Genomic DNA, 19,245 nt, shown 5'->3' with positions numbered 1-19,245 from the left:
CCCGCTGGTATGTCTGACGCGAGCGTGGCCCGTCCTCGGCCGAAACCCTCTGGGCCGTCCGTCCGCAAGCCGCCTTATGGGCTATCACCACGTCGACACCGACAGCCTCGAACAGTGGGACGACCGCGACGCCGACGTTCGCTCGATCAGCGCAGCGGCGGGTCTCGACTACGAGGGCGCGCCCGTCGGCCTGCGCGTCTACGAGGCCGAACCGGGCCAGCAACTCGCCTTGGCGTATCACTACCACGACGAACAGACCGAGGCGTTCTACGTTCTCGGAGGCACTCTCCACGTCGAGACCCCGACGGACGAGTTCGTCGTCGAAAGCGACGAGGCGTTCGTCGTCGACCCGGGGCACGCCCACCGCGCGCACAACCCCGAGGACGCCGACGCTCCGGTTCGGGTGCTGGCGCTCGGCGCGCCGACCGTCGACGACGTCCACCCCTACGACGCCGACGACTGATCGCCTCGATGTTCGTCCCGTCCGCCGTTAGGTTCTCACTGCGACGATCACACTTTTTTCTGTGGGCCGACAACGTCCATCGATGACCGACGAAGACGGGAGCCGATTCGACACGCGGGTCGAGACGAACCGCTGGGAGTCGCTCACCCGGTTGACGTTCGCCTACTTCGCTGACGAGGGGTACGACGTCGAGCAGTCTCTCGATAACGGCCGCTACACGCTCACCTTCGAGGACGACGACCGGGGCGAGCGCGCCGTCTTCGTCTACGAGGGCGGGCCGCCGGATATGGCCAAAGAGAGCCTCCAGGGGATGCGAGCGCTGTTCGAGGGGACCGACGAGATGGCGCGCTTCTGGGCGAACGCCTTGGAGTGAGACGTTCCCACGGATGGAGCCGTCGTCTTCGTGGACGAACTCGACCCTTTCGGGCTCGTCGTTGTGACTCGTCTGCTCGAGATCTGACTGAGACATCGCGTCCGCGACGGCGTCGACTATCTCGGCGAGTTCGAACGCGGACACTTGGCTGTCCTCCTGAAACAGCGTCGGGTACCCCCGAGACAGAATATCGTCACCGCCTGTGAGCACCAACCGATTCGTCTCGGCCGCGTACTCGACAACCGTTTCGTCCGCCACGCCCGGTCAAGGACGTCGACAACCATCTCCACGTCGTGGCCGCGCTTTTCAAGACAGCGTGCGGCCCGTCGCTCGACGTTCTCGTCAGCCAGAATCCGGTAGCTACGATCCGACATCTCCTGGCCCAACTAACTCATCCTCGTGCTGCCCGATCGTCTCACGGCGACGACGTTCCGCCTCCGACATCTCGTCTGGATGATCGTGGTAGTACGCCAACGCCTGGTAGACGTCGGCGACGTCGAGGTCGTGCCGGTCCGCAACCGTCCCCGGATCCAGCCCCCGCCCTTCGATGCGGTCGTGAACGAATCGGACGGTCAGACGCCGCCCCCCGATGTGTGGCTCGTCGTGTATCTCCGACTCCTCGCCGGAGACGATCCGACACTCACTCTTCGACATCAACGGACAATCCGGTTAGTAACGACTTCAATCCCTCGCCCGTTTCTTCTAAACTGCGTGGGGATCCGGCTGCGAATGATGTCGCTTCAGTAATCTGATTCAGTAACTATCGAATGGGTCACCTGAGACACGTTTTGCAGTATTGCTCCGAGATAATCCTCGTTTCGAACTTCGTACTCTTCGGAGACGATTGTATCGCTATCCGCGGCACCCTCGAAGTTCCATCGTATGGGATACTTCCCCCACGACCCTCTATGGGACTGGCTCGAAGTCGCCCGCAGGCTCCGTGTTCAAAACCCAATTCTTCCGACGACCGTTCGATGAGCTCTCAGGATTCATCGTCCTACCTCGGGGATGCGTTCGGCGACGAGGCAGCCGGTCATCTCCTCGCGGTTGGGGCCGAAGTGATACGTCCCGGTTCGGCGGCACTCGACGCACCGATACACCTCCCAGTGTTGCGGGCCGCTGTCCGGATCGCTGCCTTCCTCAATCTCGACCGGCGCGCCGCACTCACAGCGGAGTATCATCGGCACCCCTCCGTTTCAACTACAACTTTCGCCGGACGGCGTCGACCCCCGACTTGTCCCAAGCTCCACTCCGGTTTTGCCGCCCCGTTTCGGAATCGACGGATCGGCGAAAAACGCGAAGCTCGGGGCTGTTTACATCGGTATTTAGTTCGGCCACGGTTCGGCGAGAAACTGAGTCCGCCCTCCCCGATTTGAACGGGGGACAAGTCGATCTACAGTCGACTGCTCTACCAGTCTGAGCTAAGGGCGGTCGTACATGAAAGGAGAGGACTGTCCGACTTAACGGTTTTGACCTCCGTCCGCCACTGGCCCTCCGTCTGACGGACGGCTGTCGGATGGCGCGCGAAGATTGAAATACTGTCACACACAACTGTCGGACAACGAATGAGTAAGATCACCTTCCGGGCGGACGACGAACTCGTCCGCCGACTCGAGGAGTTCGACGCCTCCAAGAGCGAGGTGATGCGAGAGGCGCTCCGGACGTACCTCGAAACAACCGGTAGCGCCGGTGTAAACGCGCCCGACGGGGGCGACAGCGGCGGATCGGACGCTTCGATCGCCTCGGAGTTGCTCGACGAACTCGTCGCCGAGCGCGTCGACGCCCTCATCGCGGAACGGCTCGACCGGGCGTATACGCCCCGACAGCCCCAGGACGTGAACGTACACGTCACGCTCGATGGCGATTCCGACGACGTGTCACACGAGTCCGAGGACGGGCGTAAGACACCGACCGTCGAACAGGAAGACGTGCCCGACGAATCCGGGCATACGTGTAAACAGTGCGGCGAAACACTCCCGCAGTCTGCCGTTTACTGCTCCAACTGCGGGGAGAAATCGAGCCACCGCGTGTTCTGCGAGTGCGGCGACGAGCTCCGTTCGGACTGGGGATTCTGCCCGAGCTGTGGCCGTCGGACCCCCGCGGCGGACGTTCTTCAGGACTCGTAAACGCCGAAAACAGCGCTTAGAAGGGTGCAAACACCGCTTTGGACAAGCCGTCTTACACTTGGGAAAAGATTTAAGTATGTACGTTCTGTGGATACAGCTGCGTAAGACGACGCGTCTTACACACGGTAGGGAATCGGGTAAACGCCCGGCTTCGGGCGCCCTGCCGGTGTAAACGTGACTCGGTCGCGTGTGCAACGTCGTCTTACTCACAACCAGAGGGGAAACAATATGGAGCGTGTGACACTACGAATCCCGAAACAGCAGATCGAAGAGGTCGAACGCATGGTCGATACGGGGCAGTTCCCGAATCGGAGCGAAGCGATCCGCTCGGCCGTGCGCGAGATGATAAACGAACAAGAGACCGAGGCGGCCGAAAAGAACCGTCCCTGGGCGAAGGTGTAGACGATGCAGGACATCGTCAACTCCGCGTTGGAGAACGCCGAGGCCGAACAGCGCGACATGGACGCCGACGTGGGCGACGGCGAGGAGTTCGGCGACCCCCGGATCGTCATCGTCGGGGCGGGCGGGGCGGGCAACAACACCGTCAACCGGCTGTACAACATCGGCGTCGACGGCGCGGAAACCATCGCCATCAACACCGACAAACAGCACCTGAAGATGATCGAGGCCGACACGAAGATCCTCGTCGGCAAGTCCCTGACCAACGGCCTCGGGGCGGGCGGCGACCCCTCGATGGGCGAGCGCGCGACCGAGATGGCCCAGGGAACGATCAAGGAAGTCCTCGGCGAGGCCGATCTCGTCTTCGTCACCGCCGGTATGGGCGGCGGCACTGGGACCGGTGCGGCACCGGTCGTCTCGAAGATCGCCAAAGAGCAGGGCGCGATCGTCGTCGGGATGGTCTCGACGCCGTTCAACGTCGAGCGAGCGCGGACGGTCAAGGCCGAAGAGGGGCTCGAAAAGCTCCGCAACGAGGCCGACTCGATCATCGTCCTCGACAACAACCGCCTGCTCGATTACGTCCCGAACCTGCCGATCGGCAAGGCGTTCTCGGTGATGGATCAGATCATCGCCGAGACGGTCAAGGGAATCTCCGAGACGATCACTCAGCCGTCGCTGATCAACCTCGATTACGCCGACATGACGTCGATCATGAACCAGGGCGGCGTCGCCGTGATGTTGGTCGGCGAGACCCAAGACAAGAACAAGACCAAAGAGGTCGTCAACGACGCGATGAACCACCCGCTTCTCGACGTCGACTACCGCGGTGCGTCGGGCGGGTTGGTGCACATCACCGGCGGTCCCGACCTCACGCTGAAGGAGGCCGAAGGGATCGCCCAGAACATCACGGAGCGCCTCGAGGCCTCCGCGAACGTCATCTGGGGCGCACGAATCCAGGACGAATACAAGGGCAAGGTCCGGGTCATGGCGATCATGACCGGCGTCCAGTCGGCCCAGATACTCGGCCCGACGACACAAAAACAGGCCGACGCCTCCAGGCAGGCGATCGAGGGGGTCGACGACGAGGAGTTCTCCTCGACGCCGTCGGAGAGGTCGAGCGGTGGATTCGGCGTCGGCGAAACCGACGGCGGCCGTTCGGAAGTCGAACAGAACAATGGTATCGACGTTGTCAGATAAGTCAACTAACTTACTTTTTCGATAGCGGTTTCCTGCTGCGGTATTCATTCTAAGAATCAATTTACATCGTCTGACACGAGCTGCGTAAACGGGGTGTATGACGCTCGGCTGACGCCGCGCTCGAAGTCGCTACCGACCGGTCAGTCGTCGCCCGGCAACTCGCCCCCGACTGCGTCGACGAGATCGCACTTCCGGCAGACCTCGTTGTTCGTCGGTGCGCCGCAGCGATCACACTCCCCACGAGGGCCCTCGCCGCCGCGGTGGGCCTCGGCCGCGAGCCGCGCGAGCTCCTCGTATCCCGACATAATCGAGTGTCGTGTTCCGGGGTGGTCGTCCTCGAGGCCGTACAACAGTTCCTGTATCTCGCCGCGGTAGGCCTCGCTCGCGTGGGGACACTCCGCCATGTGGACCGGCAGATCAGCCAGGTGCGCGTAGAGTGCGACCTCCTTTTCGGGGATGTCCCGGAGCGGTTTCGCCCGCGGGACGAACGGTGAATCGTCGACCTCGCGCTCCTCGAAGCTCCCGAGGGAGGCGTCGAAGTGCTTTGCGACCTGTGCGATATCTCCCGAAAGGAGGTTCATCATCGCCGTCTGGGCCTCGTCGTCGAGATTGTGACCCGTCAGAAGCTTGTCGGCGCCGTACTCGTCGGCGTATCGCGAGAGCGCGTCGCGTCGGAACACCCCGCAGTACGCACAGGGAGCCATCCCTTCGGGGTCGTCCTCGGCGACCGCATCCATCTCGACGCCGTACTCGTCGGCGTAGCTCACGACTTCGTGTTCGATGTCGAGGTCGTCGGTGAGCTCGAGACACGCCTCCAGCGAGGCGTCCCGATACCCGTCGATCCCCTCGTGGACCGTGAGCGCGACGAGTTCGACGCGTGGATCCGACGCGAACGTCCCCTCGAGGAGGTGCGTGAGTACGACACTGTCCTTGCCGCCCGAGAGGCCGACGAGCCAGGTCTCGGGGTCGTCCGCCGTGGCAGCCTCAGAGAGGAGCGCGTCGTCGCGGATTCGCCGCCGGACGCGGGACTCGACCGATCGGCGGAAATGCTCCGAACACAGATGGAGTCCCGAGTAGGCGGCGTGCATCACCGCCTCGGCACCGCACTTGTCGCACTGCATCAGCGCACCCTTGCCGGTTCGGGCGGATACCGGTTTCGACTCGGGACGTTCCCCAACCCGCCGTCACGCGACAACCGTTTGTCCCGCCGGACCGTCCGTTCCCCCAATGAGCTACAGCCGATCGGAAGCGGTCGACCGACTCCGGAGCGTCGTCGAGGCCGTCGAGACCGAGCCGATGCCGGTTCCGGTCCGGGAGGTGTGGGCGTTCGGCGACGTGGTGCTCGGAATGGACCCGATCGACCGCCTCGGCGTGTACGTCACGAAGGACCTCCTGTTCGACGACGCACCCGAACGGGGGGCCGATTTCGAGGCCGAACTCGGCGTCTCCGGGGTCGGCAAAACGGTGTCGGCGGCGTGGGCTGATGCGTACCCGGAACACGTTCGCGCGAACGCGTCCGGACACGCCGCGCCCGAACGGTGTCTGGCCGCCCACCTCTTTGGGGACGAGCCAGTTCACCTCGAAGTGTGTAACGCTGGCTTCGAGCACAACGTCACCCAGCGGCTGAAGGGGGCACGGGCCAGAGAGGACTACACGCAGTTGCTCGACCCGCGGGCGGCCTGTCTGTGGGTCGATACCGACGGGGGCGGCGAAACGAGCGAGACGGCGTTCGAAAAACTCGAGGCCGGTGAGTTCGTCTTTCCGACGCTGTCCGCCAGCCTCGCGATGCTCGGGCTCGAGGAACCAGTGGCCGAACGCGCGGCCGAGGAACTCCGGCGCTACCGCGACGGGGCCGAGGGCGTCGAGGTCCGCGGCGACGTCGTCTGAGAGACGCAGCCGACGCTGACCGGTATGGACGAGTCGAAAAAGGAGCTTCGTCTACCGAAGGTCCGGAACGACCGGCGAGGCTACCTCCTCGGCGTCGTAGCGTTTGCGGACGCCGCCGTCCGCTCGGACGTCGTCGGTCGTTTCCGCTCGCGGCATCACCGGAACCATCGGTTCGATTTCCTCGCGCATCGTCTACTCACCACTATAACCTACACGGTCTTAAATGTTAATGATCGTTAATACACGTTCGGCAAATGCCGCTGGTCGACAACCCGAACTCTTATATCCGAATTCGGCACAGGCTCAACCAACGAATGGTCGAGGCGTTCGCCGTCGCGAGCGGGAAGGGCGGCACCGGCAAGACGACGAGCACGATGGCGCTCGGGATGGCGCTGGCCGAGCGCTACGACGTGACGGTGGTCGACGCCGACACAGGCATGGCGAACCTGCTGTTTCACGCGGGGCTGTCCGACGCCGATACGACGCTACACGACGTCCTCGTCGAGGGTGGCGCTCCCGTCTCGGCCGCGACGTACGACCGATTCGGGATGTCGGTGGTTCCGTGCGGTACGTCGCTCGCGGCCTTCGAGGCCGCCGATCCGGACCGGCTCCGGGACGTCGTCGCCGAACTCGCCGGCGACACCGACGTGTTGCTCCTCGACTCGCCCGCGACGCTGAATTCCAAGAGCGCGGTGTTGCCGATCGTGCTCGCCGACCGCGTCGTCGTCGTTCTCAATCCGACGGTCCCCGCCATCTCTGACGGCCTGAAAGTCCAAGAGTACGCCCTGTCGTACGGCTCCGGGATCGCTGGAACGGTGTTCAACCGCGTCCGCGGCGACGTCGGGGACGTCCGCTCGAAGGCCGAACGCTACTTCGAGGGACCGACTCTCGCGACGGTGCCCGAGAGCGATTCGGTCCAGGCCGCCCGATCGGCTGGCGTACCGCTGCTCGCGCACGCCCCCGAGAGCCCGGCCGCCGAGGCCTTCCGGACCGCGGCCGGGCGGCTCTCGCCGAACGACGGCGACTCCGGGGACGTGGCCGAGCGGTTCCGGACCGCGGTCATCCCCGACCCGCCATGATCCCCGACGGGGAGTTGCTCCGCTCGCGGGTCGTCACGGCACTGTCGCCGGCGCTCGAGGACGCCCTCGACCGGGAACTCGACGGCTACGCACTGGTCTCGCCCCGCGATGCGCTGCTCGATTCCGGCGACGAGCGTGGCGTCATCACCTTCGAGTCGGGCGTCGCGACGCTCGCCTACCACACCGGGACGGACCGCGGCGGCCCGCCCGCGCTCGCCGACATCGGTTCGCCCCCCTATCAGTTCGAACTGTACGCCCTCGAGGCCGACGCCCTCGAGTTGCCCCACCGGACGGAGACGCTCCGGATTCCCCCCGGGGCGGCCGCCGAACGGCTGGCCGGCGACGCCGAACTCGCCGCCCGAATCCGCGAGGCCGCAGCCGACGGCGACGACGACCGGACCGAGATCGACGCCCTCGAGGCGTTCCTCGAGAACGACGCCGCGGTCTCGGACATCCGCGCAGCCGCCCGCGAGAACGCCCGCGAGCGCGCCGAGGAGTGGGGGTTCTCCGAGGCACTCGGGGAGTGAGAGCCGTGCTTCGATGCGGCCTTCGACGCCACTACGCGTCGCCGAGGACGTCCTCGATGCGCTCGCCCACGTCGTCGATCGCTGTCGCCCCTTCGTCGATGTACGCATAGAGACTGAGGAAGGCGTGGATCTGTGCGTCGTAGTGAAGCCGTTCGGTCTCGACGCCGGCCGCCGAGAGCCGTTCGGCGTACGCTTCCCCCTCGTCGCGGAGGGGATCATAGCCCGCCGTCACGACGGTCGCCGGGGGCACCCCCGAGAGGTCCCGCGCCCGGAGCGGGAACGCGTAGTGATTGGCGGTGTCCGCGGGCTTGCAGTACTGCTCTAGGTACCACTCGACGCTGTCCATCTCGAGGAAGTAACCGGTCCCGTTCTCGTCGTAAGCGTCGAACCACCGCACTGACGGCGCGTTGACCGCCGGGTAGACGAGCAGTTGGTGGGCGAGGTCGGGACCGTCGCGGTCCCGGGCCGCGAGCGCGACGGCCGCCGCGAGGTTCCCGCCCGCGCTGTCGCCGCCGACGGCCACCCGGTCGGGGTCGCCGCCGAGGTCGGCCGCGTGGGCCGTCGCCCACTCGGCCGCCGCATAGCAATCCTCGAAGCCGGCCGGAAACGGGTGTTCGGGCGCGCGGCGGTAATCGACCGAGACGACGACCGCCCCGGCCCGGTTCGTCAGCCGCCGACAGAGGCCGTCGTAGGAGTCGAGCGACCCCCGGACCCACCCGCCCCCGTGAAAAAACGAGAGCACGGGCGCCGGATCGTCACCCTCCGGCGCGTAGATCCGGAGCGGGATCGGGCCGTTCGGTCCCTGTATCTCGATGTCGGCGACCTCGCTGACGGGTTCGGGGTCGGCGACGGCGAACAGCTCCTCGAGGATCCGCCGACCGCTCTCGACGGAGAGCGTCGACGAGGGGGCCGAGATCCCGGACTTCAGCTGCTCGAGCAGCGCGGCGGCCTGGGGGTCGAGTCCGTCGTCTCGCGTCGGCATATCCCGTGGTGGCGGCCGAGAGGTGTTAGTTGTCCGGTTTCTTGATTCCGGTTCGCCCGCTGTCGCTCCCGTCGGCTTCGCCGTCTACGGCCTCTCAGTTCAGAAGCATCGTCGCCGTATCGAGCAGTTCGTCCTCGTCGAAGGGTTTCGTCACGTACTCGTCTGCCCCCGCCCGGACCGCCTCCTTCATTTTCTCGGCCTGCTCGACGCTGGTACACATCATCACTTTTGTTTCGTCGGTCAACGACTTGATCCGGCCGGTGGCTTCGACGCCGTCCATCTCCGGCATCATGATGTCCATCGTGACGAGGTCGGGCCGTTCGGACTCGAACAGCTCGACGCCCTCACGTCCGTTCTCGGCCTCGCCGACGACCTCGAAGCGGTCGCCGAGCGCGCCGGAGATGATCGTCCGTTGCAGCGAGGAGTCGTCGACCACGAGTACTTTCGGTGGCATTGAGATCGATCCGTCGTGCCAGTCAGTACTGGCGTTCGGTACATAACCGTGCGATCGGTTTCGGGGATCGATACGCGGCACGCGCTGTGTCGCCCGCGGCGGCAGGTTCTTTTTTCCGGCGACCCTCACCCTCCGACATGGAGTCGGCACCCCGGATCGTCGATCGGCTCGAACGCAACCTGATGAGCCTCGGCGTCTACGTGGAGCGTCACGCGCTGGAATCCGACACGCTACACCTCGAATACGAGACGGCCGCGCCGGGGCTGACGACCGGCGACATCGGCAACGTCTGCTCCGAACTTCGGGAGGCCCACGACGCGAAGTGGGAGCCGCGTGACTGCACCTTCTGGGCGTTTCACACAGAAGGCGGGTTCCACGGCCGGTGGTCGGTCAGTGCCGGGTGGTTCCGCGCGCTCGACCGGGGCGACATCTCCGAGACGGACTTCTCGACGCTCGTCCTCTCGACGCGGGAGCCGGCCTCGGAACCGCCGGCCGAGGTGCCGACGTTCGGCGAGGCAGCCGCCGATCCGGTGGAGACCGATGGGCCGGCCTGAACCGCACCGTCCGGGGCGACGACCGGCTCCGGCGACGGCCGGTCCCGACGGAGGGGTCTGATGCGCGCGGCCGTCCGCGACCGGCTGTTGGATCGCCACCGCGGGACACTCGAGGACGCGCTCTCGTGTGCCGACGCCGTCGCGGCCGGGTGGGACGGGCCGACGACAGCGGATCGGACCGAGGTCGTCGGCCCGTACCACGCGACGCTCGAGCGGGCCGGGCTGTTACGCTCTCTCGTCGCGGCGCTTTCGGACAGCGTCGCGGCGGCCGGTGGCGACCTCGCTGCCCGGCCGGTTCCGGACGTTCCCTTCCTCGCGGTCGCCGGCCACGGCGTCGTGTTGCGCGGCTCGATGGAGGCCGGCCGGGTCGTCGTCACGCTCGGTGTCTTCGAGGTCGACCCGTACCGCCGCGGCGGATCGCTTCCCGAGGCGCTGGCCGTCGAAGTTCGGGGCCAGTAGCCGTCCGCGCCCGGACCGACAGAGACGCCGGGGTCGGCAGGGGTATATAAACGACGCCGCCGGATGCGCCGTGCGACGCCGCCGGATGCGCCGTGCGACGCCGCCGGATGCTCCGGGATATATAAATAGTCGCCGTCCGACAGCGCTCGATCGGTCACTTCCGCATCTGTTTGAACTGGTCGATGAGTGCTTCCGCCGAGTCCCCGGAGTCGTATTTCAACTCCCCACGGTAGGTCGTCCGCTCGTCGTCGAAGGCGGCGTCGACACTCGATGTCTTCTGTTCTCGACGCTCGTGTTCGGCTTCGTCATAGGCACCCATTGACATGGTATGTCGTTCCTTGGTCATTGTTCACTATGAATGTATCGGGTGTTCGACCCCGCAAACGCAACCAGTAAACGATTCGGGACCGACGTTCGAGTGTGGCAGGCCCCCTTCGCTTCCGCCGATCGAACGCGACGTGGTCGCGCGACCGCGTCCGCGAACAGCTTCTCGCCCCGCTGGAGGCGACGTTCGGCGCGCGCCTCGAGGAGCCGTGGTTTTCGGTCGGCGACGACCGCTACGACGCCGTCCGGTTGGACATGGCGAACGGCGACTTCGCTCTCTTTGCGTTCCGCCCCGGTCGGGCCTACTGGCTCGGCAACACCGAGACGCCCGAGGCGCTTTGGCGCACCGACAAGGAAACGTTCGCCGAGGCCCCCTACGCCGTCTCGCGGTGGGCCGAACGCGAACTCACCGCCAGACTCGAGGTGACCGACCCGTGGCTCGCCGAGTTCGAGTACGTCACCTGGTTTTTTCTCCCGGTGTTCTTCTCGAAGGACGGCCGGAACACGACCCGGACGTTCTTCGCCGACGACGCCGCCGGCTTCCCCGACGCGACCCGCGAGGCCGGCCTCGAGTTCTACGAATCGCTGCTCGCGACCGGTACCCTCGACGAGTACCGCTACACGATGGCCTCGAAGCTCGGCACCTCGCCGGGGTACGACCTCACCCGGATGCGCGCGACGATGTCGGAGTTCACCGTCGCGAAGCTCCTCGCGGACGCCGGTCTCGAGTTCGTCCCGGAGGTCGAACAGGACAGCGGCCACGCGCTCGATTTCGCCGTCGGCGATCGTCTCCTCGAAGTCACGCGCCCGGAACCGCCGGCGCGGCGCTCGCACGCCGACCACCCCGTCGCGGCGGTCAAGGAGACTGGCGGCGCGAAACGCAGCGACCAACTCGCGAAACATCCAGACGCGATCCTCTTCGTCGACTGTACCTCCTTCACCGACGCCGAGTGGTCCGCCGTCCGGGGTGAGCGACCGCGGGTCGGCCACGAGCCGACTGTGGTGTTTCGGGCCCGTCCCAGCGGCCGCGTCGAGGGCTACCTCCACGGGCAGTTGCCGTTCGACCTCGAGGGGTCGATCGAGCTCGTCTGATCTGGCTCCGTTTATGAACACGTCCGGCGGCCGCACCCGGTGTCGAATATACGAATACCTCCGCGACTGCGCCCGCGAGTCGGAACCGCTAACAGCCAGCCGTCCGCAACCGGACACAATGAAACTCCCCGAAACGCAACTCGCGCTGCTGGAGGCGACCGGCGCGACGGACCGAACGCCCGTCGGAGCCCTCGCCGAAGAGCTCGGCGAGGACCCGGCCGCGATCACGCGGGCGGCCTTCGAACTCGAAGAGGCCGGCCTGGTCGACGTCGAGGAACGCGCCCTCGAGGACGTCACGCTCACCGAAGAGGGCGAGCGCTACCGCGATGCGGGGCTCCCCGAACTCCGCCTCCGGGCCGCCGCCGTCGAGGCGGGGGCCGACGACTCGCCCGTAGAGATGGGTCGACTCCTCGGCCAATCCGGCTTGGAGGAATCGGAGGTCGACATCGCGCTGTCGAATCTCGCCCGGAAGGGGTACGGCGAGATCGACGACGGAGCGATCGCCCTCGGCGAGGACCCCCGCTACGACCCCGAGGCCGATCCCGAGGCTGCGGCGCTCGAGTCGATCGCCGCCGGCGAGGCCGAGGCCCTCGCGACCGACGTTCTCGACCGTCTCGAGGGCCGGGGGCTGATCGAGCGCGCCGAGACGACCGCCCGGAGTGTCAGGCTCACCGAGGAGGGTGTCACGGCGCTCATGGAGGGTATCGAGGCCGCCGAGACGGTCGGAGCGGTCACCCCCGAGTTGCTCACTTCCGGGGCGTGGTCCGAGGTCGAATTCGCCGAGTACAACGTCGCGGCCGACGCCGAGACCGTCACCGGCGGCAAAACGCACATTCTCAGACAGACCGCCAACCGCGTGAAGGACGTCCTCGTCGGCATGGGGTTCCGGGAGATGGAGGGTCCCCACGCCGACGCCGACTTCTGGATCAACGACTGCCTGTTCATGCCCCAGGACCACCCGGCCCGGACCCACTGGGACCGCTTTGCGCTCGACGTGCCGCCGATGGACGACCTCCCGGCGGACCTCCTCGAGCGCGTCGAGGACGCCCACCGCAACGGCGTCGGGAGCGAGGGCGACGGCTATCACTCGCCGTGGGACGCCGACTTCGCCCGCGCGGTCGCCCTGCGCGGGCACACGACGTCGTTGTCGATGCGATATCTCTCGGGGCAGGCGGCCGGCGACCTCGAACCGCCCGAGCGGTACTTCAGTGTCGAGAAGGTCTACCGCAACGACACGCTCGATCCGACTCACCTCCTCGAGTTCTTCCAGATCGAGGGGTGGGTGATGGCCGAGGAGCTCTCGGTGCGGGACCTGATGGGGACGTTCACCGAGTTCTACGAGCACTTCGGCATCACCGACCTGGAGTTCAAGCCTCACTACAACCCCTACACGGAGCCGAGCTTCGAGCTGTTCGGCCGCCACCCCGAGACGGACGAGCTGATCGAGATCGGCAACTCCGGCATCTTCCGCGAGGAGGTGCTCTCGCCGCTCGGCGTCGAGTGCGACGTGATGGCGTGGGGGCTCGCGCTCGAACGGCTGCTCATGTTGATGTATGGCTTCGAGGACATCCGCGACGTCCACGGGACGCTGTGTGATCTGGACCTGCTGCGGAACGTGGAGGTGGTGTACTGATGCCCGTCGTCGAGGTCGACCCCGACGAGTTGCGGGCACTGGCGGGTGCCGAACACAAACCCGACGCGGAGCTCAAGGAGGACCTCTTCTCGCTCGGGCTGGAGTTCGAGGGCGAGACCGAGTCGGGCGGTTTCGAGTTAGAGTTCGCCCCCGACCGGCTCGATCGACTTTCCGTCGAGGGGATCGCCCGATCGTTACGCTACCAGTACGGCCACGACCGCGGCGTCTACGTCCCCGAGACGAACGACGCCGAGTGGGCGATCGAGGTCGACGGGTCGGTGCCCGAGGAACGCCCCTACGTCACCGGCGCGGTCGTCCGCGGGCTGGACCTCGACGAGAGCCGGCTCGAATCGCTCATCCAGCTCCAGGAGAAACTCCACGCGACGATGGGTCGCGGGCGGGCGAAGGGCGCGATCGGCGTCCACGACCTGGCGATGCTGAAGGGCCAGCGGGTCGACGACGAGGAGGGCGAGACCGAGGGGACGAACGCGGTGAAGACGATCACCTACCGGGGCGTCGACCCCGACGGCGACCGGTTCGTCCCGCTCGACGACGACGCCGAGCGGACGCCCGCCGAGGTGCTCGAGACCCACCCGACCGGCGACGAATACGCCGACCTCGTCGAGGGGTTGGATCGCTACCCCGCGATCTACGACGACATCGGCCTCTTTTCGTTCCCGCCCGTGATCAACGGCACGCGGACCGAGGTCGACGAGGGCTCTCGGGACCTGCTCGTCGAGATGACCGGCACCGACCAGTGGACGATCGACCGAATGCTCGCGATCGTCTGCTACGCGCTCGACGCCCGCGGCGGCCGCATCGAGGACGTCGAGATCCGCTACGGGGACCGCGAACTGCACCGACCGGACCTCTCGACGTCGAGAAAACGCGTCGCCCACGACCGCATCGAACGCACGCTCGGGATCGACGTCCCCGGGACCGAGGTCGTCGACCTGCTCGAACGGGCCGGCCTCGACGCGGCGCCCGCCGACGGCGGGACGCGGGATCGTGGCGTACCCGAGGACGCCCCGGATCCCGACGCGCCCGACGACGTCGCCCTCGAGGCCGTCCCCAGCCGAACCGACGGCCCCGACACGGCGCTCGGCGGGTCCGACGCCGCGGCCGAGGGTCCGGCGGGCGAGGCCGCGACCGAACCGGCGACGGACGAGGGGCTGATCTACGAGGTCGAGATCCCGCCCTACCGGGTCGACGTCCTCCATCCGGCCGACGTCGTCGACGACGTCGGCCGCGCCTACGGGTTCAACGATCTCGACCCGACGTACCCGAACGTCTCGACCGTCGGCGGCCGCCACGCGAGTTCGCGGCTGGCCGAGGCCGCCCGCGACGCCCTGGTCGGCCTCGGCTTCGAGGACCTGTTGAACTTCCACATGACGAACGAGGCGGAACTGTTCGACCGGATGGGTCTCGCGCCCGGTGACGACGCCCTCGGCGCGTCGGCCCCGCCGACGATCACCGAACCCTACAGCGAGGCCTACACCGTGGTGCGGACGTGGGCGCTGCCCTCGCTTTTGATGGTCCTCGAAAACAACACCCACCGGGCGTACCCCCAGGACCTCGCCGAGATCGGACTGGTCGCGGGCGTCGATTCCGGGGAGTCGACCGGAATCGAAGAGCACCGCTCGGTCGCCGGCGCGCTCGCCCGGACGGACGCCTCCTACGAGGACGCCAAGGCGCGGCTCCGGGCGCTCGCGGACGCGTTTGGTGCGTCGCTCTCGACGCCGCCGACGACCCACCCCTCCTTCATCGACGGCCGGGCCGCCGAGGTCGTCCTCGACGGCGAGTCCGTGGGCGTCGTTGGCGAACTCCACCCGAAGGTGCTCGTCGAGCACGACCTCGAACTCCCGGTCGCGGCCTTCGAGTTCCGGCTCGACGGGCTCCGGTAGCGGCCGCCCGCTTTTCGCGTTCTTCGGTTCAGTCGTCCACGTCGAGATCCACGTCCACGTCCGGCTCCGACCCTTCGGACGGTCCCGCCGGCCCCCGAACGTCGCCGTCGCGCCACGTCCCCCGGCGGAACCACGCGTACGCGATGACCGCGCCGGCGACGTTCGAGACGACGAACCCCCACCAGACGCCTGGCGGGCCCATGGCGGTGAGCAGCGCCGGCACCGCGAGGGTGACGCCAGCCACTTCGAGCGTGGCGGGACCGACCCCGTAAGCCAACGCCGCTGCGACCGGAAGGCGAATGCCCCCGAGGAAGACGACCGCGATCGCGGCGGCGACGAGCGTCTGTCCAGCCCCCCTGAACGCCCCGGTATAGGCGCGTATCACGCCGATGCACCCGAACGTGAGCGCGACGTACCGGAGAAACGCCGCGCCGACGCCGATCACCTCGGGATCGTTCGTGAACACCGCCGAGATCGGCTCCGGGAACAGGAAAATGAGGCCCCCGGCGGCTCCAAGGATCAGGAACATCGCCTTCGAGGCGAAGTGGGCCGCCTGGCCGGCTCGGTCGGGCTTCCCCGCGCCGATGTTCTGTCCGGCCATCGTCTCGACGCCCTGGGAGACGGCGATGGCCGGCAGGAAGATGACGGAGAAGATCCGGACGCCGATCCCGTAGCCGGCGACGACGGCGGTCGGAAAGCTCCCGACGACCACGAGCATCGCGTTGACCGAGATCGCCCGGCCGGTCCCCTCGATCGACGCCGGGACGCCGATGTCGAGGGTCTTCCTGAAGTACGCCGCGTCGGGGCGCATGTCGGCGAGCCGGATCTTCACACCCCGCGTGCCCGCGAACATGATCGCGAGGCCGACCGCCATCGCCAGCCCCCGCGAAATGATGGTCGCGTAGGCCGCGCCGACGACGCCCAACTCCGGGAACGAGACCGTCCCCACGACCGGGGCGTCGGCGACGACCGTCCACCCGAAGATGAGAAACGGGTCCAGCGCGAGGTTGACGACGACGGTACCGAACATCACGAGCATCGGCGTGACGGTGTCGCCGTACCCCCGCATCAGCGAGATGAAGACGAAGAAGCCGAACATCAGGGGCAACCCGAGCGCGATCACGCGCATGTAGGCGGTCGCGGCGACGAGCGTCGCCGGTTCGGCACCGAACACTCGGAGGAGGTCGTCGACGAAGACGTACCCCACGGCCCCGATCCCGACCGCGGCGACCACCGCGAACAGCATCGTCTGGGAGGCGGCGTACTCCGCGGCGCGCTCGTCGCCCGCTCCCACGTTCTGGGCGACCAGGACGGACCCGGCGACCGACACTCCGAGCCCGAGCGAGATGAGCAAAAACACCATCGGGAACGCGAACGAGATGGCCGCGAGCGCCGTCGTCGAGTACTGGCCGAGCCAGACCGTGTCGACGAGGTTGTAGGCGGTCTGTAGCAGGTTCGTAATGACGATGGGCACGGAAAGATACAACAGCGGTTTCGCGATCCCGCCCTCCGTGAGTTCGAGCTCGTCCGGCCCTTTGAACATCAGTGTTGGCCCTCCCGACCGACAGCCTCGCCCAGTCGCCCGTCGTGACCGTACACTGCGAAACGTAGCCCTTGGTCGGACAAATCGATTCCGTCTCGCCGCTGCCTCGACGGGCTTCCGCCCCGGTTCCCGCGGCCCGCTACCGTCGACGGCCGCCGTGGCCGGGGTAGTCGCGCTCGAAGCGCGTCTCGACCTCCTCGGTCGACACTTCGATGACCGTCGGTCGCCCGTGCGGGCACGCGTAGGGGTTTTCACAGCCGTCGAGCGCTTCGAGCAACGCCTCGACGGTCCCCTCCCGCAGCGACGTGTGTCCCGTGATCGAGGGGTGACACGCCAAATCGCCCAACACGTCGTCGACGACCGACTCGACGGTTCCCTCGGGGTCGCCGCCGACGAACTCCCCGAGGAGGTCGCGGGCGAGTTCCGGTGCGGCTTCGCCCACGTGGTCGGCGAGAAACGCCGGTACCGTCGTCACCGAAAGCGTCCCCTCGTCGAGGCGGGTCCTGAACCCCAGCCGCGAGAGCGCGTCGCCGTACTCCTCGGCGAGCGCCGCCTCGCGGGCGGTCACGCCGACCGCCACCGGGTCGGTCAGCGTCTGGGTAGTGACGTCGCCGGCGAAGCGCTCCCGCAACCGCTCGTAGTTCACCCGCTCGTCGGCGGCGTGTTGGTCGATCAAGACGAGCCCGTCCGCCGACTCCGCGACGAGGTAGGTGTCGTCGAACTGCCCGAGGACGCGCAGGTCGGGGAGCCGATCGAACCCCTCGGGCGTCCCCGTCGTCTCCCCGCCGTCGAGGGTCCGCTGGGTCGTCGGCCCCGACGGGGGTTCGGGATCCGAGCCGGTTCCGTCGGCGTCGGCCGCCGCCCCGACGTCGCCCGTCGCGCCCGAATCCGACGTTCGGGACCCGCTTTCGGTGCGGTCTCGCGAACGCGTGCCCTCCGGGTCCGAAGCGGTCACAGCTGCCCCGTCCGCTCCGTCGGTGGCGGTCCCCCCGGCTTCCGCGGTGGGCGCCTCGTCCGCCCCGGTGTCGACGCTTCGCACCCGTTCGTCGGCGTCGTTCCGATCGCCGTGGCCGTCGCTCCGACCGTCGCGTTTCCCGGACACGTCTCGATCCTCCGGGCTTTTTTCATCGGACCCTCCCCTCGTTTCCGCGTCGTCGCCGGCGTCGTCGGGGGTCCCGGGCGACACATCGGTCTGCTCGGGGGCCGACCGCCCGCGCGGCGCACGCGACCGGAGCAGCCCCGACCCCAAGAGCGCCGTCTCGACGGCCTCGGTGACGGCCGATTTGACCGCCGCCTCCTCGGCGAACAGCACCTCCAGCTTGCGGGGGTGGACGTTCACGTCGACGCCGCCCGGCGGGAGCCGCAGATCGACGACGGCAAACGGGTACCGATCCGGCGCGAGGCCGTCGCCGTAGGCGTCGACGACCGCCTCCCGGACCGCGCTCGCGGTCACGTACCGGCCGTCGACGAGCGTCGTCACGTACTCGCTGCCCGCCCGGTTCGTCTCGGGGTGGCTGACGAGCCCTTCGACGCCCGCCACCGGCTGTTCCCCCTCGCCCTCGTACTCCACGGGGACCATCGACTCGGCTACGTCGCGGCCGTACACCGCCATCACCGCGCCCGTGCGGTCGCCGTCGCCCGTCGTAGCGAACGTCTCGCGGCCGTCCCGCGAGAGCGACACCGCGACGTCGGGGCGGGCCAGGGCGTAGCCGGTGAGGATCCGGGCGACGTGGTCGAACTCCGTCGCTTCCGTCTTGAGGTACTTCCGGCGGGCCGGGACGTTCCCGAAGAGTTCGACCACTTCGACGGTCGTCCCCTCCGGGCAGCCGGTCGGGCCACAGGAGGCGACCTCGCCGCCCTCGACGACCAACTCGGTGCCGTAGGCCTCGCCCTGCGGCTTCGTCTCGATCCGCAGGCGCGCGACCGAGCCGATGGCGTGCAGCGCCTCCCCGCGGAAGCCGAGCGTGCCGATCGAATCGAGGTCGGAGACGTCCCGGAGCTTGCTCGTGGTGTGTTCTTCGACCGCCAGGCGGGCGTCGGATTCGGTCATCCCGACGCCGTCGTCCGAGACGACGATCCGGTCGGTCCCGCCCGCCTCGACGGCCACCTCGATCCGGCCCGCGTCGGCGTCGAGGGCGTTCTCCACCAGTTCCTTGACGACGGAGGCCGGGCGCTCGACGACCTCTCCGGCGGCGATCCGATCGCGCGTCTCGGCGTCGAGCTCCCTGATCTCCCGTGACATCGCGTCT

General features: G+C 67.5%; 22 protein-coding genes and 1 tRNA gene. 13 read left to right on the top strand and 10 right to left on the bottom strand.

Going from position 1 to position 19,245, the window contains the following annotated elements; genetic code table 11:
* The first annotated feature begins 76 nt into the window (after positions 1-76).
* A complete protein-coding gene (locus NMLP_RS13785) occupies positions 77-463 on the top strand; it encodes a cupin domain-containing protein (protein WP_015410747.1) in 387 nt (128 codons plus the stop codon).
* A gap of 82 nt (positions 464-545) precedes the next feature.
* Positions 546-836 (top strand): hypothetical protein, encoded by a 291-nt coding sequence (locus NMLP_RS13780; protein ID WP_015410746.1) that lies wholly within the window; start codon positions 546-548, stop codon positions 834-836.
* Between the two features lie 360 nt (positions 837-1,196).
* Here the strand turns inward: NMLP_RS13780 and NMLP_RS13775 are convergent, their stop codons facing one another.
* The 3 genes from NMLP_RS13775 to NMLP_RS13765 form a co-directional block, all read right to left on the bottom strand.
* Positions 1,197-1,490, bottom strand: coding sequence for a DUF433 domain-containing protein (locus tag NMLP_RS13775; RefSeq protein WP_015410745.1), 294 nt, complete (start codon positions 1,488-1,490; stop codon positions 1,197-1,199).
* A gap of 335 nt (positions 1,491-1,825) precedes the next feature.
* On the bottom strand, positions 1,826-2,017 hold the full coding sequence (locus NMLP_RS13770; protein WP_015410744.1) for a hypothetical protein: 192 nt from the start codon (positions 2,015-2,017) through the stop codon (positions 1,826-1,828).
* A gap of 176 nt (positions 2,018-2,193) precedes the next feature.
* A tRNA-Tyr gene (locus tag NMLP_RS13765) sits at positions 2,194-2,267 on the bottom strand.
* Positions 2,268-2,401: 134 nt separating this feature from the next.
* Here NMLP_RS13765 and NMLP_RS13760 point away from each other — a divergent pair.
* From NMLP_RS13760 to ftsZ, 3 genes are all read left to right on the top strand, one after another.
* On the top strand, positions 2,402-2,962 hold the full coding sequence (locus tag NMLP_RS13760) for a double zinc ribbon domain-containing protein (RefSeq protein ID WP_015410743.1): 561 nt from the start codon (positions 2,402-2,404) through the stop codon (positions 2,960-2,962).
* A 228-nt stretch (positions 2,963-3,190) separates the two neighbouring features.
* Positions 3,191-3,364: a ribbon-helix-helix domain-containing protein gene (locus NMLP_RS13755; protein ID WP_015410742.1), complete on the top strand. Its 174-nt coding sequence runs from the start codon at positions 3,191-3,193 to the stop codon at positions 3,362-3,364.
* 3 nt (positions 3,365-3,367) lie between these two features.
* The gene (gene ftsZ, locus NMLP_RS13750) at positions 3,368-4,558 is read left to right on the top strand and encodes a cell division protein FtsZ (protein ID WP_015410741.1); all 1,191 of its coding nucleotides are present in this window, start codon (positions 3,368-3,370) and stop codon (positions 4,556-4,558) included.
* Positions 4,559-4,698: 140 nt separating this feature from the next.
* On the opposite strand, the gene ncsA is transcribed toward ftsZ, so the two are convergent.
* Positions 4,699-5,679 (bottom strand): tRNA 2-thiolation protein NcsA, encoded by a 981-nt coding sequence (gene ncsA / locus NMLP_RS13745; RefSeq protein WP_015410740.1) that lies wholly within the window; start codon positions 5,677-5,679, stop codon positions 4,699-4,701.
* Between the two features lie 106 nt (positions 5,680-5,785).
* Between ncsA and NMLP_RS13740 the strand changes: the two genes are divergently transcribed.
* Positions 5,786-6,445 carry a DUF7095 family protein gene (locus NMLP_RS13740; protein ID WP_015410739.1) on the top strand — a complete coding sequence of 220 codons (660 nt, stop codon included), beginning with the start codon at positions 5,786-5,788 and terminating at the stop codon, positions 6,443-6,445.
* 51 nt (positions 6,446-6,496) lie between these two features.
* On the opposite strand, the gene NMLP_RS15675 is transcribed toward NMLP_RS13740, so the two are convergent.
* Complete coding sequence (locus NMLP_RS15675; RefSeq protein ID WP_015410738.1) at positions 6,497-6,634, bottom strand: hypothetical protein; 138 nt, start codon at positions 6,632-6,634, stop codon at positions 6,497-6,499.
* Positions 6,635-6,759: 125 nt separating this feature from the next.
* Between NMLP_RS15675 and NMLP_RS13735 the strand changes: the two genes are divergently transcribed.
* Together NMLP_RS13735 and NMLP_RS13730 are read left to right on the top strand one after the other, a co-directional pair.
* Complete coding sequence (locus tag NMLP_RS13735; RefSeq protein WP_015410737.1) at positions 6,760-7,524, top strand: nucleotide-binding protein; 765 nt, start codon at positions 6,760-6,762, stop codon at positions 7,522-7,524.
* Positions 7,521-8,051 carry a hypothetical protein gene (locus tag NMLP_RS13730; protein WP_015410736.1) on the top strand — a complete coding sequence of 177 codons (531 nt, stop codon included), beginning with the start codon at positions 7,521-7,523 and terminating at the stop codon, positions 8,049-8,051. The genes NMLP_RS13735 and NMLP_RS13730 overlap by 4 nt, the downstream gene beginning before the upstream one ends.
* A 31-nt stretch (positions 8,052-8,082) precedes the next feature.
* On the opposite strand, the gene NMLP_RS13725 is transcribed toward NMLP_RS13730, so the two are convergent.
* Both NMLP_RS13725 and NMLP_RS13720 read right to left on the bottom strand, forming a co-directional pair.
* On the bottom strand, positions 8,083-9,033 hold the full coding sequence (locus tag NMLP_RS13725; protein WP_015410735.1) for an alpha/beta hydrolase: 951 nt from the start codon (positions 9,031-9,033) through the stop codon (positions 8,083-8,085).
* A gap of 94 nt (positions 9,034-9,127) precedes the next feature.
* Positions 9,128-9,487, bottom strand: a complete 360-nt coding sequence (locus tag NMLP_RS13720; RefSeq protein ID WP_015410734.1) for a response regulator — start codon at positions 9,485-9,487, stop codon at positions 9,128-9,130.
* A gap of 137 nt (positions 9,488-9,624) precedes the next feature.
* On the opposite strand from NMLP_RS13720, the gene NMLP_RS13715 reads away from it, so the two are divergent.
* Together NMLP_RS13715 and NMLP_RS13710 are read left to right on the top strand one after the other, a co-directional pair.
* Positions 9,625-10,041, top strand: coding sequence for a hypothetical protein (locus tag NMLP_RS13715; protein ID WP_015410733.1), 417 nt, complete (start codon positions 9,625-9,627; stop codon positions 10,039-10,041).
* 60 nt (positions 10,042-10,101) lie between these two features.
* Positions 10,102-10,500, top strand: a complete 399-nt coding sequence (locus NMLP_RS13710; protein ID WP_015410732.1) for a hypothetical protein — start codon at positions 10,102-10,104, stop codon at positions 10,498-10,500.
* 154 nt (positions 10,501-10,654) lie between these two features.
* On the opposite strand, the gene NMLP_RS15535 is transcribed toward NMLP_RS13710, so the two are convergent.
* Positions 10,655-10,825 (bottom strand): DUF5786 family protein, encoded by a 171-nt coding sequence (locus NMLP_RS15535; RefSeq protein ID WP_015410731.1) that lies wholly within the window; start codon positions 10,823-10,825, stop codon positions 10,655-10,657.
* A 95-nt stretch (positions 10,826-10,920) separates the two neighbouring features.
* Between NMLP_RS15535 and NMLP_RS13705 the strand changes: the two genes are divergently transcribed.
* The 3 genes from NMLP_RS13705 to NMLP_RS16235 all read left to right on the top strand — a co-directional run bounded on the left by NMLP_RS13705 (position 10,921) and on the right by NMLP_RS16235 (position 15,453).
* A complete protein-coding gene (locus NMLP_RS13705) occupies positions 10,921-11,916 on the top strand; it encodes a DUF5784 family protein (RefSeq protein WP_015410730.1) in 996 nt (331 codons plus the stop codon).
* A gap of 118 nt (positions 11,917-12,034) precedes the next feature.
* A complete protein-coding gene (gene pheS, locus NMLP_RS13700) occupies positions 12,035-13,549 on the top strand; it encodes a phenylalanine--tRNA ligase subunit alpha (RefSeq protein ID WP_015410729.1) in 1,515 nt (504 codons plus the stop codon).
* Entirely contained in the window at positions 13,549-15,453 is a 1,905-nt protein-coding gene (locus tag NMLP_RS16235) for a phenylalanine--tRNA ligase beta subunit-related protein (RefSeq protein ID WP_015410728.1), read from the top strand. The genes pheS and NMLP_RS16235 overlap by 1 nt, the downstream gene beginning before the upstream one ends.
* Before the next feature lie 28 nt (positions 15,454-15,481).
* Here NMLP_RS16235 and NMLP_RS13690 read toward each other — a convergent pair whose 3' ends face one another.
* Together NMLP_RS13690 and mutL are read right to left on the bottom strand one after the other, a co-directional pair.
* Positions 15,482-16,996 (bottom strand): MATE family efflux transporter, encoded by a 1,515-nt coding sequence (locus tag NMLP_RS13690; protein ID WP_015410727.1) that lies wholly within the window; start codon positions 16,994-16,996, stop codon positions 15,482-15,484.
* Positions 16,997-17,135: 139 nt separating this feature from the next.
* Positions 17,136-19,238: a DNA mismatch repair endonuclease MutL gene (gene mutL / locus NMLP_RS13685; RefSeq protein ID WP_015410726.1), complete on the bottom strand. Its 2,103-nt coding sequence runs from the start codon at positions 19,236-19,238 to the stop codon at positions 17,136-17,138.
* Between the last annotated feature and the right edge of the window lie 7 nt (positions 19,239-19,245).

Source organism: Natronomonas moolapensis 8.8.11, assembly GCF_000591055.1.
Lineage (GTDB): Archaea > Halobacteriota > Halobacteria > Halobacteriales > Haloarculaceae > Natronomonas > Natronomonas moolapensis.
Note: the sequence above shows the minus strand (reverse complement) of the source record. Positions and strands in the feature narration are given on the sequence as shown.

Coding starts and splice junctions, on each gene's coding strand:
- NMLP_RS13785 (WP_015410747.1), top strand. CDS start 77: ATGGGCTATCACCACGTCGACACCGACAGCCTCGAACAGTGGGACGAC.
- NMLP_RS13780 (WP_015410746.1), top strand. CDS start 546: ATGACCGACGAAGACGGGAGCCGATTCGACACGCGGGTCGAGACGAAC.
- NMLP_RS13775 (WP_015410745.1), bottom strand. CDS start 1,490: ATGTCGAAGAGTGAGTGTCGGATCGTCTCCGGCGAGGAGTCGGAGATA.
- NMLP_RS13770 (WP_015410744.1), bottom strand. CDS start 2,017: ATGATACTCCGCTGTGAGTGCGGCGCGCCGGTCGAGATTGAGGAAGGC.
- NMLP_RS13760 (WP_015410743.1), top strand. CDS start 2,402: ATGAGTAAGATCACCTTCCGGGCGGACGACGAACTCGTCCGCCGACTC.
- NMLP_RS13755 (WP_015410742.1), top strand. CDS start 3,191: ATGGAGCGTGTGACACTACGAATCCCGAAACAGCAGATCGAAGAGGTC.
- ftsZ (WP_015410741.1), top strand. CDS start 3,368: ATGCAGGACATCGTCAACTCCGCGTTGGAGAACGCCGAGGCCGAACAG.
- ncsA (WP_015410740.1), bottom strand. CDS start 5,679: ATGCAGTGCGACAAGTGCGGTGCCGAGGCGGTGATGCACGCCGCCTAC.
- NMLP_RS13740 (WP_015410739.1), top strand. CDS start 5,786: ATGAGCTACAGCCGATCGGAAGCGGTCGACCGACTCCGGAGCGTCGTC.
- NMLP_RS15675 (WP_015410738.1), bottom strand. CDS start 6,634: ATGCGCGAGGAAATCGAACCGATGGTTCCGGTGATGCCGCGAGCGGAA.
- NMLP_RS13735 (WP_015410737.1), top strand. CDS start 6,760: ATGGTCGAGGCGTTCGCCGTCGCGAGCGGGAAGGGCGGCACCGGCAAG.
- NMLP_RS13730 (WP_015410736.1), top strand. CDS start 7,521: ATGATCCCCGACGGGGAGTTGCTCCGCTCGCGGGTCGTCACGGCACTG.
- NMLP_RS13725 (WP_015410735.1), bottom strand. CDS start 9,033: ATGCCGACGCGAGACGACGGACTCGACCCCCAGGCCGCCGCGCTGCTC.
- NMLP_RS13720 (WP_015410734.1), bottom strand. CDS start 9,487: ATGCCACCGAAAGTACTCGTGGTCGACGACTCCTCGCTGCAACGGACG.
- NMLP_RS13715 (WP_015410733.1), top strand. CDS start 9,625: ATGGAGTCGGCACCCCGGATCGTCGATCGGCTCGAACGCAACCTGATG.
- NMLP_RS13710 (WP_015410732.1), top strand. CDS start 10,102: ATGCGCGCGGCCGTCCGCGACCGGCTGTTGGATCGCCACCGCGGGACA.
- NMLP_RS15535 (WP_015410731.1), bottom strand. CDS start 10,825: ATGTCAATGGGTGCCTATGACGAAGCCGAACACGAGCGTCGAGAACAG.
- pheS (WP_015410729.1), top strand. CDS start 12,035: ATGAAACTCCCCGAAACGCAACTCGCGCTGCTGGAGGCGACCGGCGCG.
- NMLP_RS16235 (WP_015410728.1), top strand. CDS start 13,549: ATGCCCGTCGTCGAGGTCGACCCCGACGAGTTGCGGGCACTGGCGGGT.
- NMLP_RS13690 (WP_015410727.1), bottom strand. CDS start 16,996: ATGTTCAAAGGGCCGGACGAGCTCGAACTCACGGAGGGCGGGATCGCG.
- mutL (WP_015410726.1), bottom strand. CDS start 19,238: ATGTCACGGGAGATCAGGGAGCTCGACGCCGAGACGCGCGATCGGATC.